The sequence below is a fragment of the Vibrio sp. 1CM7H genome, assembly GCF_023161645.1.
Lineage (GTDB): Bacteria > Pseudomonadota > Gammaproteobacteria > Enterobacterales > Vibrionaceae > Vibrio > Vibrio diabolicus.
Map to the genome: position 1 here is coordinate 291,512 of NZ_JALNTV010000002.1, position 12,910 is coordinate 304,421.

Annotated in this window: 13 protein-coding genes; 9 read left to right on the forward strand and 4 right to left on the reverse strand. The window is 43.5% G+C overall.

Annotation, left to right across the window (positions count from 1 at the left end; translation table 11 throughout):
* Positions 1-140 precede the first annotated feature (140 nt).
* Together MSG33_RS09660 and MSG33_RS09665 are read right to left on the reverse strand one after the other, a co-directional pair.
* Positions 141-1,103, reverse strand: a complete 963-nt coding sequence (locus MSG33_RS09660; RefSeq protein ID WP_005396213.1) for a diguanylate cyclase — start codon at positions 1,101-1,103, stop codon at positions 141-143.
* Positions 1,103-2,077 carry a response regulator gene (locus MSG33_RS09665; protein WP_046875314.1) on the reverse strand — a complete coding sequence of 325 codons (975 nt, stop codon included), beginning with the start codon at positions 2,075-2,077 and terminating at the stop codon, positions 1,103-1,105. Before MSG33_RS09665 ends, MSG33_RS09660 begins: the two co-directional genes overlap by 1 nt.
* Positions 2,078-2,301: 224 nt before the next feature.
* Between MSG33_RS09665 and MSG33_RS09670 the strand changes: the two genes are divergently transcribed.
* Both MSG33_RS09670 and MSG33_RS09675 read left to right on the forward strand, forming a co-directional pair.
* The gene (locus MSG33_RS09670; RefSeq protein WP_114322350.1) at positions 2,302-3,168 is read left to right on the forward strand and encodes a fructosamine kinase family protein; all 867 of its coding nucleotides are present in this window, start codon (positions 2,302-2,304) and stop codon (positions 3,166-3,168) included.
* A gap of 253 nt (positions 3,169-3,421) precedes the next feature.
* Positions 3,422-3,616, forward strand: a complete 195-nt coding sequence (locus MSG33_RS09675; protein WP_005396219.1) for a CPXCG motif-containing cysteine-rich protein — start codon at positions 3,422-3,424, stop codon at positions 3,614-3,616.
* Between the two features lie 75 nt (positions 3,617-3,691).
* On the opposite strand, the gene MSG33_RS09680 is transcribed toward MSG33_RS09675, so the two are convergent.
* Positions 3,692-4,303 (reverse strand): riboflavin synthase subunit alpha, encoded by a 612-nt coding sequence (locus MSG33_RS09680; protein ID WP_248380828.1) that lies wholly within the window; start codon positions 4,301-4,303, stop codon positions 3,692-3,694.
* Between the two features lie 394 nt (positions 4,304-4,697).
* Between MSG33_RS09680 and MSG33_RS09685 the strand changes: the two genes are divergently transcribed.
* Both MSG33_RS09685 and MSG33_RS09690 read left to right on the forward strand, forming a co-directional pair.
* The gene (locus MSG33_RS09685) at positions 4,698-6,068 is read left to right on the forward strand and encodes an MATE family efflux transporter (RefSeq protein ID WP_248380829.1); all 1,371 of its coding nucleotides are present in this window, start codon (positions 4,698-4,700) and stop codon (positions 6,066-6,068) included.
* A gap of 134 nt (positions 6,069-6,202) precedes the next feature.
* On the forward strand, positions 6,203-7,201 hold the full coding sequence (locus tag MSG33_RS09690) for a DUF3080 domain-containing protein (RefSeq protein ID WP_248380830.1): 999 nt from the start codon (positions 6,203-6,205) through the stop codon (positions 7,199-7,201).
* A gap of 15 nt (positions 7,202-7,216) precedes the next feature.
* On the opposite strand, the gene MSG33_RS09695 is transcribed toward MSG33_RS09690, so the two are convergent.
* Positions 7,217-8,062: a DNA ligase gene (locus tag MSG33_RS09695; RefSeq protein ID WP_248380832.1), complete on the reverse strand. Its 846-nt coding sequence runs from the start codon at positions 8,060-8,062 to the stop codon at positions 7,217-7,219.
* Between the two features lie 423 nt (positions 8,063-8,485).
* Here MSG33_RS09695 and MSG33_RS09700 point away from each other — a divergent pair, with 423 nt between their 5' ends.
* The 5 genes from MSG33_RS09700 to MSG33_RS09720 are packed head-to-tail and all read left to right on the forward strand — an operon-like array spanning position 8,486 to position 12,876.
* On the forward strand, positions 8,486-8,806 hold the full coding sequence (locus MSG33_RS09700) for an STAS domain-containing protein (protein ID WP_005394270.1): 321 nt from the start codon (positions 8,486-8,488) through the stop codon (positions 8,804-8,806).
* A gap of 26 nt (positions 8,807-8,832) precedes the next feature.
* Complete coding sequence (locus MSG33_RS09705) at positions 8,833-9,699, forward strand: OmpA family protein (RefSeq protein ID WP_248380833.1); 867 nt, start codon at positions 8,833-8,835, stop codon at positions 9,697-9,699.
* Positions 9,696-11,798, forward strand: coding sequence for an SLBB domain-containing protein (locus tag MSG33_RS09710; RefSeq protein ID WP_248380834.1), 2,103 nt, complete (start codon positions 9,696-9,698; stop codon positions 11,796-11,798). Before MSG33_RS09705 ends, MSG33_RS09710 begins: the two co-directional genes overlap by 4 nt.
* Positions 11,798-12,484, forward strand: a complete 687-nt coding sequence (locus tag MSG33_RS09715; RefSeq protein WP_053807396.1) for an AAA family ATPase — start codon at positions 11,798-11,800, stop codon at positions 12,482-12,484. The genes MSG33_RS09710 and MSG33_RS09715 overlap by 1 nt, the downstream gene beginning before the upstream one ends.
* 11 nt (positions 12,485-12,495) lie before the next feature.
* A complete protein-coding gene (locus MSG33_RS09720) occupies positions 12,496-12,876 on the forward strand; it encodes an Hpt domain-containing protein (protein WP_005394262.1) in 381 nt (126 codons plus the stop codon).
* Positions 12,877-12,910: the final 34 nt, after the last annotated feature.

Below are 12,910 nucleotides of genomic sequence, written 5' to 3' on the forward strand. Positions count from 1 at the left end.
CAATAGTAAGACATGCCGAGAAAATTTCATTAACTTATTTCATATTAACAAACATTCACGAACCAACTGGATGTTTTTCAAACAATTGCGCTTTGCCTCACTGCGTTCGGATACAGGGTTTCTTCAAACCTTTTTGTATTTCAGTCATTTTCATGCAAACAAGTTTGGTTACGACCGTTTTCTTTTGCACGATACAACGCAGCATCGGCACTCTTTAACCATTGAGTGTGAGTTTCAAAATAAGGTTTATACTCGCAAACACCAATACTTATCGTGTAATTAATCAAAAAATCTTCCACTTTCACGATCTCTTGCTCAATTCTTTTACGTAAACGCTCCGCGAAATAGCAAGCTTGTTCTTGATTCGTATGAGGAAGCAATACCGTAAACTCTTCTCCACCAAAACGACCGCACACATCACTGCTTCTTGCTGTCTTTCTTAATAACGAAGAAGTACGACGAATGACTTCATCTCCCGTCGGGTGACCATAGGTATCATTCACTTTTTTAAAGTGGTCGATATCAAATATTACTAATGAGCATGGTCCGTCGATAACTTTTAGGTGAGCAAACTCTTCTTTCAGCGATTGCTCCCAATAAGCACGATTAAATAAACCTGTTAAACCATCTTTGCGACTGATTTCAGACAAATGTTGATTTGTTTCTTTCAAATGAATGCGATTTCTTGCCGTTTCAGAGACATCATTCACTTGAATAGCAATGTGGCTGACCTCTCCTGAGAGCCCGATTAACGGGGTGATTACGATGTCTTGATACATGAAATCACTGCTGTTTGAAACCGGAGAAAAATTGTTGAATTTAAAAAGGTACGGTCGGTTTTCCCAGCTAGAGAAGGAACGAGTTTCCAGATCGGCGGCGGTTTTTATCTTGGTTTCTAGCCAAGTTTTTGGCAATTCTTCAAAATGATCAAATAAACATTGGCCAAGGATTTCTTGTGACAGAACGCCACTGTATGACTGCATAAAACTGTTCCACACACAGACCTTATACTCTTGATCCAACACGATAAGCCCTGAATCCATCGTATCGAGAATTTGTGTGACCCAATGAAAGTCTGCTATGTCCAGCGTAATATCGGACATTAGATTAGCTCCATGATTTCATAAATAATTTCTACGGATGGTTTATCAATTAAAAACAGTACCTCACACTCAAAATCGAGCGCTTCTGCCATGTAGGTGTATTCGATAGTAAACAGCTCACCTAATTCACCCTGCTCTTCACAGTAAGGCGTTAACGTATCCACAATGCCTGGCTGACGAAGTGAGAATTGCTTGTCGAGCTGATCCCCTAACGATGTGAGAAATGAAGAAACCAGTAAGTTCGAGATATTCAAAATGATTTCATTATGAGGCGTAAACTCAAGCAGATAGCCTAACTTCTCACCAATTTGATTGATGTCTCTACCACGTAAACACACCAGAGCTTCACCATGAATACCGCCACCAACAAACCTCTGCGCAACCGCGACGGAGCCATCACGCCCAACAACGTCGACAAGCGTCATATGAAGTTCGCCATAGGATAACGGACCAACATGTGGAACAGGAAGTTGGATGAACTCGTGTAAGTGGTCTGCCATAATCGCAGCCCCTTTACCAAGGGCAATGTTTGCAATCTCGCGGAATTTGGCTAATGAGGAGAACTCCTCGCAAATCTGGATTTTAGGATCAATCGAATGGCTAGGCTTGAACGCATAGTGCAGCCCCAATTGTTCATAGAGCGGTATCACCTGCTCTTCTGTCAGAGGCTTAGCGATAAAAGCTTGAGCACCTAGCTCTATGCAGCGCTGTTTTGCCTCTTGTTGAACATCTCCAGAAATAATGACGATTTTAGTCTGGTAGTGACTAACAGGTAATGACTCGAGGACTTCAAAACCGTCCATGATCGGCATCGTTAAATCGAGAAACAAAATATCGATATTTTGCTCCGCAAGAATATTTAGCGCCTCATACCCATCTTGAGCTTCGATCAGGTGCAATGATGTATCTTGTACGATGGAGCGCGCAATGAGCTTTCTTGCAACCGCTGAGTCATCACATATCAGTATTTTCATGTCACCAATGGAACTAACGTCAAAAAAATAATAATACCTGTTGTATACGTTCATCTCCATATGCTATGCCGACAAATCAGAGGCTTATAAGCGATTTGATTCACATTTATACAAATTGACTACACTGAGAGGAAGGTTTCTTTACGAAGTATGCTCAACGTAGCGCCAACACCTTGCTTTTTATCCTAAACTGTTGGTGGTCAAATAGATTCGCGAGGTTTTGTATGTGGCAAGCAATATCGCAACAGCTTTCTGATACTTTATTATTCGAGTACCAGATCACGGAAAAAGTAAGACTGTCTGGTGGGGATATCAGTGAAAGCTACATGATCAATGACGGCGAACAACGCTATTTCGTGAAAATTAACGATCGCGAGTTTTTGTCTAAGTTTGAAGTTGAGGCAGAAAGTCTGCATCTTTTGCGCGAGACATCTACCCTATTTGTTCCAGAGGTTGTATTGGTTGGTAAAACCAAAAACGCCTCATTCCTAATTCTTAACTACCTTCCAACAAAGCCATTAGAAGATGGCCCAAACAGCTTTAAATTAGGACAGCAATTAGCTCACCTTCATCAATGGGGCGAGCAAAAGGAATTTGGTTTTGATACGGATAACTATCTCGGATCCACTCTACAACCCAATAAGTGGCACAAGAAGTGGTGTGTCTTCTTTGCTGAACAACGCATAGGGTGGCAATTACAACTTCTTAAAGAAAAAGGCGTCACTTTAGTTGATATCGACGACTTTATAGATGTCGTAAAACAACTGCTAGCAAACCATGCTCCAGAGCCTTCCTTGCTGCATGGCGATTTATGGAATGGGAATGCGGCTCTCACGGCATGTGGCCCTATCTGTTACGACCCCGCCTGCTACTGGGGTGACAGGGAGTGTGATATTGCGATGACTGAGCTGTTTGGTGGATTTCAGCCGGAATTTTATCAAGGTTATGAATCTGTTATGCCACTTTCTGCTGGTTATCAAGAGCGTAAAGATATCTATAACCTTTACCATATTCTCAACCATTGCAATTTATTTGGCGGCCATTACTTGGAGCAGGCTCAACAAGTTATTAATAAAATTATTTCTTATTAATTTGGAAGCCACTGCATATTTCGAGATGTAAAACCTCGAGGCACATCACTACAGAAAATGACCCTAAGCTCAAGGTTGAGTTTGGGGTCAAGTTTTATACTTATTTCGACTCAATTAGCAACAACTCCACCTAATATCAAAGGAGACTTAACTTTGGATTGTGCCTATTTTCCTTGTAGGCAAAGTAAGTGAAGGGCTGTACTTCCTTAAAGAATAGAGTGTTTAAAAGCCCTGCGATATTAGGAGTTGTTGTATGAAAAATTATACCGAAAGGCATGTCAAATGCCCCCATTGTGGACATTCAATCGGCATTACACTAGATGCAAGTAATGGTGACCAAGAGTTTTATGATGATTGCCCAGCTTGTTGCCATGCCATTCACTTAAATATGCGAGTAGATGAGCTGCAAGATAAAGTCGAACTGTTTATCGATGACAATTACGAATAACAACTCGAGCATGTAAGCGTTGGAAACACAAAGTCACTTGAATTAAAAAGGAGCGCTTGGCTCCTTTTTATCATTCTAAAGCTGTTTTGCTGCGAGAACTCGCTCAACAGTATCAACTATGGCTTGAGTCTGAGGGTCAAACTCAATATTAACGCGGTCCCCTACTTGTCTTACTCCAAAGAGTGTTCGTTGCAAGGTTTCTGGAATTAGGTGTACTGAAAAACGACACGCTTCAACCTCACCAATCGTCAAAGAACAACCATCCAAGCCGATATAACCTTTCGCTAATACATATTTCATTGATTCTTGCGGCAGTTGGAACCAAATCGTGCGGTTATTAGGCGTATCGATGATCTCGACAATATCAGCCATCAAACTAATATGGCCAGACATGCTGTGTCCGCCAATTTCATCACCAAACTTGGCAGCTCGCTCAATGTTTACGCTGCCACCTTCAACTAGCTCGCCTAAGTTGGTGAGAGCCAATGTCGCTTGCATTAAATCAAAGCTGATAAGGTTGCCATTAATTTTGGTCACGGTCAGGCAGCAGCCATTGTGAGCGACAGATGCACCTATTTCTAATCCTTTACAAAGCTCTTCGCTTAACTCGACAACATGCGTTTGAAAGCGTTCTTTTTTATCAATTTTAACGACCTTCGCCGTACCCTGAACTATTCCTGTAAACATTCTTTTTACCTATTGATTTCATACAAGCTGCAATCGATGACAGAGCCTTAAGCACAGCACTGTGTATCGAGATAAAACCTGTAGATTATAGAGCAACGACCTATTGAAAAATGGAGCCTTGTTCTCATACATGCTTCTAACATTAACATGATTTATTACAGCTCTCAGTATTAGCGTATCCTGAGCTTAGCGAGCATTAAGTTAGTGTTATCCACTATTCGCAACCTAACTATGGAATATAAACATACAATTGTTTATCATTTGCGCGGAGTTTCTCCGAGGCATTTTTTCACCTTATCGTGACTAAAATCAACCATCAGATCAGTTCACCACATCTTTTGTCCTCGAGCGCTCTCATTCTTTCAACTTATTGTTCCGCTCTGGAGTATTTTTCGTGCATCGCTATAAAGAAGAAGCATCAAGTCTCATCAAATTGGCGACCCCGGTATTGATCGCATCTGTTGCTCAAACTGGTATGGGGTTTGTTGATACCGTTATGGCCGGAGGCGTTAGTGCCACCGACATGGCTGCGGTTTCTGTCGCTTCAAGTATTTGGCTTCCATCCATTTTATTTGGTGTGGGTTTGTTAATGGCGTTAGTCCCTGTTGTCGCACAGTTAAATGGCTCTGGTCGTCGAGTAAAAATCCCGTTTGAAATTCAACAAGGCGTCGTTTTGGCATTGTTGATCAGTGTGCCGATTATTGCAGTGCTGCTTCAAACCCAATTTATTCTCGGATTTATGGATGTTGAAACGCTGATGGCAGAAAAAACAGTGGGGTACATTCATGCTGTTATCTTAGCAGTCCCTGCCTTCTTGCTTTTTCAAACGCTTAGAAGCTTTACGGATGGTATGTCATTGACGAAACCAGCAATGGTCATTGGCTTTATCGGTTTACTGCTCAACATTCCTCTAAACTGGATTTTCGTGTATGGCAAGTTTGGTGCACCTGAATTAGGCGGTGTTGGCTGTGGTGTTGCAACCACGATTGTTTACTGGGTTATGTTTGCCCTACTATTGCTTTATGTAATGACATCAGATCGACTTAAAAGCATCAACTTATTTGGTGAATGGCATCGACCACAATGGAAAGCGCAAGTTCGTCTGTTCAGGCTCGGTTTTCCTGTTGCAGCAGCGCTGTTTTTTGAAGTGACACTATTTGCTGTCGTTGCATTATTGGTCTCACCACTAGGACCAATCATCGTTGCTGCGCATCAGGTTGCGATTAACTTCTCGTCGCTAGTATTTATGCTTCCAATGAGTATCGGTGCGGCAGTGAGTATTCGTGTCGGACACCGACTTGGCGAAGAAAACGTTGATGGCGCTCGCGTTGCTTCACGAGTGGGCATAATGGTTGGTCTAGGTCTATCTGTTCTTACAGCGATATTAACCGTATTGTCTCGTGGATGGATTGCCGAACTTTACACTAGCAACCCAGAAGTCATCACTCTAGCGATGCAACTGCTCGTATTTGCTGCTGTTTATCAATGTACGGACGCAGTTCAGGTAATCGCGGCAGGTGCACTGCGTGGCTATAAAGATATGCGAGCCATCTTCAACCGTACGTTTATCGCCTACTGGATTCTTGGTTTACCAATGGGTTACGTCCTTGGCCGCACAGACTGGATCGTCGAGCCAATGGGAGCGCAAGGTTTCTGGCTAGGCTTTATCATCGGCCTTTCTTCTGCCGCACTTATGTTAGGGGTAAGAATGCGCTGGATGCACCGCCAAGAACCAGAGGTGCAATTGAACTTTTCAGTTCAGTGATAATAAGAAAAAAGCCAGCACACGCTGGCTTTTTTGATCGAATAATAACGCTGTTGAGTATACTTATAGCAAGCTTGTGAGCCAGTAGAGTCTGCTCTCTGGGTGACGAATACGAAGTTATAAAAAGGATATTTGTGCGGTCTATTTTATTGTTCTTAGTCTTGTTTCTTAACGGTTGCGATAGCTGGTTCAACCCAGAAAACGCCATGTTTGACAAGTATCACCAACGTGTCGCCAATGTGTTGGACGCTCCTACTCTTCCAATCGAATCGCAACCTACTGTGACCATACCTGCAAAACGTGACTTATTCGAGCCACTTCCAAGGCTATCGATTGGTTTACTAGAAAGCTACCAATTACGCCAGTGTGGATTATTCAATCTACTTGCCGAGAAAAACTCGCAACTTGGTAAGGTGCAGGATGCATTTCATGATTTTGATTACCAAACTTCACTGTTACGAGTCATGAATCGATGCCTATCCGAATTTCAGCTCAGCGATGAAGAACGTACTACATTAACAGAGCTTTATTCGACTAAGTGGCAACATTTAGGTACTCATCTTGACAACTTGCTACTCGCGAGTGATGCAATGCAAAAGCAGCTAACGGCGTCGGATTGGCTATCTCAAGAAACACCAAATGATGTTGCACGTATTAACGACGTCTATCGCCTTTTCAGTGAAATGCACGGCTTGCCTCATCGCGCCATTTCACGTCTGCCCGATATTGAGATTGTGCAATATCAAGAAGAGCTAGAGAAATCTCGTTTAATCGGACGGCTTTACTATTCTATGATAAACGCTTCTCACTGGCTAAAAGCTACGACTCAGTTACTTGAACAACATCAGAATAATGTGTTGTGCGGGCCAAACCGAAACGTGACCCAGTTCCGCTACCTAAGAAATGTCTTTCAATCCATTTATGTTGAAGAAGTGCAACCTTACTTAGCCTATTTAGACAGTACCTATCAGCAACTTCATGATGGCGCCACCTTGATAGAAAAGCGTATGCAACTTCATGGTCATCAATATGGTATAAAAGAGGCACACAAAACCTTTAGACAAGAAACCCTAAACCACGTTCAGTTTTGGCAGGGTCTCTTCAAGCGATGCGGCGTAACCGTTGGTAAATAGTAAGTACAGAGCGTTCTATTCCTCCAGCCTCTCACGCAAGAATCGGGCAAAACGTGGCTTACCGGTATGAGTAAAACCGTTGTACCTGAACGTGACGGTTGAACCTATTTTCGGAGGCTGACGACGCACTTCATCGGTAAACCCACTACCAATGTAAAACTCTGTACCATCTGGTAAGCGAACTAACATCGCCCCCATCATACCCAATAAACGCCCCGAGCCTGGCTTGTAGCCCACGACTAGCGCTTCATCATCCGCGTATCGTTTCAGTTTAAGTAAATCACTACCACGTCCAGCTTGATAACGACTTGATACCTTACGTAGCATCACCCCTTCACCATCGGATATTGAAATCTTATCCAATTGCGCAAACAGGTGAGCTTCATTTTGGATCGCACGGTGTTCGACATATTTGATATGAGGTTGGTCTACTTCGAGCACTAAGTCTTTGATGTTGTAATAACGCTTCCGGTAATCACCAGCAGAATACGGCATATCAAAGATCATAAAATCAATGTTTCGCCAAGCTGACTCCACAGGCGTTTTATCCAAAACCGTTTGTTGTACGAGATGGAAATTGCCTCGTCCCGCCCATAGCTCACCATCTAACGGATAGTCAGGTAGTGAATCTATAAACCAATCTGGAGCGTAGATTCGGTTACCATTTCTCGTCACAAGATGTTGTCCGGTCCAATAGGCGCGAATGCCGTCGAGTTTTTCGCTATACCAGTATTCAGATACATCGATACCATCTTGATAGCTTTGCGCAAGAGAAACTGGAGGCGTGAGAGAAGTATCAGCTTGAAGCTGTGAAGACGCTGTCATAACAGCCAGCGCGATTAATGTCATTTTTAATGGCATAAGAAGACCTTGTACAAAAAAGCGCCTTTATTGAACCGTAACTCCTCTCGATGACCTATTTGTTACTAGTCATTCTTCGACTCAGAACAATCAACTTAAGTAATGATTTGCAAGGACAATCATAAACTTTAGACAGATTTTGCATTTAATATTTACACATTGTTCACAATAGGATGAGTGAGTCTCAAATCAAGTCGCAACCTAATCTCGATGAGACTCTTGCTTTAGCACTCGATATTAATTCGACCTCTCTCCTGAACAAGCCGTTTGTCTATGCGTTTTTGATTCTCAAATTGAGAACCTATTCCTTCTCAATTTGAATGACATCAACCAAAAATCATAACTATCTGATTTTATACGCATTTAAATCTGGCACGTTACCTGCTCTATATCCAAGTAGAGAAAACAAACGGAGATAGAGTCATGGAATTACGCAAACTAGAAATTAATCAAGACAAATTAGCCATTGAATTTTTTGGTGACTTAGACGCAAGTGGCTGTCGACAAGCACAACATCACATTGATGAAGTAATTCACGACAATCATCACAAAGAAGTCGAAATTAACCTACAGCACGTCCAATTTCTTGATTCTTCAGGGATTGGTGCCATTGTTTACTTATATAAGCGTCTAGTTGAACGTGAAAGAAGCATGAGTATTGAAAACGTATCAGGCCAACCTTTAGAAATCATGAGCTTGCTTCGTATTAACCATGCTATTCCCGTTAACTCAAAAGGACACTAAAAATACCGGTTTAAACGGAGGTTGGCATGGTAAATCTTATACGACGATATGTAGTAAGCGCTCTTGTTGTCGGCATGTTTGGTTGTTCGTCGTTTGACTACCCAGACCACGGAAAAGGTGGCTTGGCGGAAAACTATCAAGATATCTCAATTGAAAATTATCAGTTTTCCCCAGTCATGCCCGATGAACCGTTAGGTCCAGAGCATGGGTTGAGGTTTGATTGGCAACTCACCAAGCTACACCTAGACGCGTTGATTCAAGAAGGCGCACGCTGGTGCTTTCCTGCAGCAGTCGTGCAAGCACTTGAGAAGCAAAACAGAATCGCACGTGAGTTAGAAGGCGGACTTCTACTCGATGCTGCTAACGACCTGGTGATTCAGCGTCGACGTTTAAACCAACTTGAACAGCAACTCGACTATGTATTAAGCCAAACCACTTGTACGCCACCCGATGATATTGAAGCATTGCGTAGCGATTTGAACGTCGTCGCTGAAATTTATGCACTCCTCAATATTGATAATCAATTTGCTGTCGATTCAGCAGAAATTAATCCAAAGTACATGGGACATTTGGCAGAAGCTGCCTACATTTTACGTGACCACCCTAACCTAACTCTTGTGGTGACTGGGCATGCCGATGTCACTGGCTCACCAGATTACAACCAGAAACTCGCTCAAGCGCGTGCAGAACAAGTGAAGCGTTACCTGACTGTATTTGGCATCATTTCAGAACGCGTAACCACCAAATCTGTGGGAGATAGCCTGCCGCTTTACGAGGGTGAAACACCTGCCGTGCGTTTAACCAATCGCCGCGTAAGCATCGAGGTTATTAGCCCTAATTCAGATAGCGATACCTCAGTAAATCGCAATCTATCTGTAGGAGGTGCGCTATGAACACGATGAAACCATTTATCACCTTAGTTCTTTTGTGCTTGGTTGCTTGGGTACCTACTTCGTCAGCAGATGGAAACAATACTGTTAAGGTTGGCGATTTAATTCAGATTAACCTACCTGGAGAAGCGTCTTTAAATAAAGGGTTTCAAGTCGATCGCCGTGGGCGTATTAACTTACCGGAAGTCGGCCCTGTATTTGTTGCTGGATATAATGAACAACAGCTCCAAGACGTGATTATCGAAACGCTAAAAACCGTGTATCGTGACGTAAACAACGCTCGAGTCTTTATCAAACAACAACAGTTATTAGTGTCAGTCCAAGGCTACGTGGTCAAACCCGGGGAATATACCTTACCTTCAGGTTCCAACATTCAAATGTTTGTATACGAAGCTGGCGGCCTTCGCGCTGGTGCTCAGCTCGATAAAATGATCGTTAAACGCGGCGACAAAAACATCGAGTTTGACTACAAACGTTTCCTTGATACTGGTGATAATAGCCAGCTCCCGAAATTGGAATCGCTGGACGTACTGTTTGTTCCAGCATCTCCACTCGTTGGGAATATTGAGCAAGAATTTGATGCAGCAAAACTCGCGAACTCAGGCGATAGCGCAGACTCCGCTCGTGCCATCAAAGTCTTTGGTGAAGTTAATGCTCCCGGCTCATTCTCTTACAAACCGAACACCACGCTCGTTGATGTCGTGATGAGAGCTGGCGGCGTAACACGATATGCCAGTGTTGAGCAAATTCGCGTGATCACAAATAACAACCCAACCATGTTTAATCTGAAAAAGTATCTGGATACGGGTGATCAAAGCTTACTACCAGAAATCCTACCGGGTGCCACCATCTTTGTTCCAAAACAGGAAGAAGAAATCAAAGCGGGCGCAAATGTGGTTTATGTCATGGGTGAAGTTGCCCACCCTGGCGCGTATGAAGGAAAGCAAGACGCTAGCTTCATGGATATTCTCGCCAATGCAGGCGGGCCTACTCGCTATGCAGAATCTCGCCAAATTCGTGTCATAAAAGCCGATGGTAAGGTCATCAAATTCGACCTAACCGCGCATACCGAGGGGCTGTCTTCGGTTAGACCACCGAATGTCGGACCTGGAGACGCGATTTTCGTCCCTGAGAAAACCGATTTCAACGAGAAGTCATGGCTAAAAGTGGCGCCAAGTCGAGCGGTCGCTGTGATGGGAGAAGTCGTGCGCCCGGGACGTATTGAATGGTCAGACGAAATGGATTTAATTGATCTGCTTGCGCATGTTGGCGGCCCAACACGTAGAGCTGACACCACCAAAATTGAAGTCGCCAATAATGGTCAAATGACACAGTTCGATTTAGATCAGTACATTTTAGATGGCTCACCAACATCGAATCTGCCCCAAGTTTCTGCTGGCACGGTAGTAAGAGTCCATGCATTACCTGACGATCCATCAGACAACAAATCGCAATGGGTAAGCCAGAGCTCTGATGCCTCGATATATGTTTTCGGTCAAATCAATGCCCCAGGCCGCTATCGCTTTACCGAAGAGATGCACTTTCTGGATATTTTATCTGCCGCCGATGGACCAACAATGGATGCCGATATTCACAATATTCGTGTGACGCACCGTGGCCTAGGCTATGCCAAAGTGAGTAAATTGAATTTGTCGATGTACTTTGAAACGGGCGATGAGTCTATTCTGCCCCACATTCGTCCCGGCGATACCATTTACATTCCGGAAAAAAACAAAAACTGGTTGGATCGCTCCAAAGAATCCACCGTGCGTGTATTAGGTGAAGTAAGAGACCCTGGGCGCTATGTATTTAATGACAACATGACGGTACTTGACTTGCTGGCCGAAGCAGGAGGCCCGACAAACAATGCGTATCTTGAAAAAATCAGTGTGGTCAACATGTCTTGCTGTCAGGGCCAAGCTCGAACATTTGATTTGGTGAACTTTAGCAAAACCGCCAACATTTATGATTTACCAGTCATCCGTGCAGGCGACACTATTTACATTCCACATAAAGACGAAAGCTTTGCTGAAAAAGCGAGAGCCGGATTAAGAGATATTTTACAAATCACCACAACCATCGTGTTAATAGGAGCGTTGTAATGACTATTCCTGCCACTCACGCTGAGATTGAGCAAATTTATCTTCAGAGTGAACAGAAAGGCCACAAAACGATTTGTGTTGTGGGTTGTAAGTCTGAAGACGGCGTCACTTCCGTTGCTTCATCTCTAGCAGAGCGTCTGGTTTTAGCTGGACACAATACTTTGTATGTGGATCTTAACCTGTTCAAGCCCGCTTATCGCACCATTCACGAGTTTGATGATGCCGAAAAAGTTGGCCACCTGATCACTAGAGAAAATACGCATCAAACCTTAGTCGGTCTCCCTGCTCCATCTCTCGCCAGCACTCAATTGGCGTACCGAGACCCGACAATGCTGAAGCGCAATATTGCAGAGTGGTTAACGCAATACGAGCGCGTCGTGATAGACACATCTCCACTTCTGAGTGTCAACCGAAGCAATATTGCCCCTCAAGTGATTGCGGGCGTATGTGATGCCACCTTATTAGTCGCACATTATGGCTCTACGACGGCAACCCAACTCGAACAAGCCAAAAAACTACTTGATGCTAGCGATGCGAATTTGATTGGTTCCGTGCTGAATATGAAGCATACACCTAGCCTGAAAGATGAGTTGATCCGCCAAGTTTCCAAGCTACGCTTTTTACCCAAAAAGTGGAAAGAAAAGATATCTCAACAAATTAAGAAAAGTGAACTGTTTATGTTATAGGGAGCGCCAATATGACTGCAAATAACACACCGACTATCGAACAAGAATTGGTGGATGAACACATTCTCCAGCAAATGATCAAAGATACGTGCGCCGAAATCATCCCTACGCTGATTGAACACTATATTGAAGAGTCACGAGAGCGCATGGAGAAAATAGAGCAAGCATTAAGCGCGAGAGACCTCCAAACATTAGAGTTCGAAGTTCATACACTCGGCAGCTCTGCCCTTGCTTTAGGTAACCGAACGCTTTCCAGACAAGCAAGAATGATTGAGAAATATTGTGTGGAAGGGAAAACACTAGAAGCATTGGCTCTCTGTGAGTCTCTTTCCCAGCTGGCAAATGAATCGTTTGACGCGCTAGAAAAGCGAAAAGATCAAGGGTTCGAGTAACCGTTTCAATAATAAATTATCTTATGAATCATCG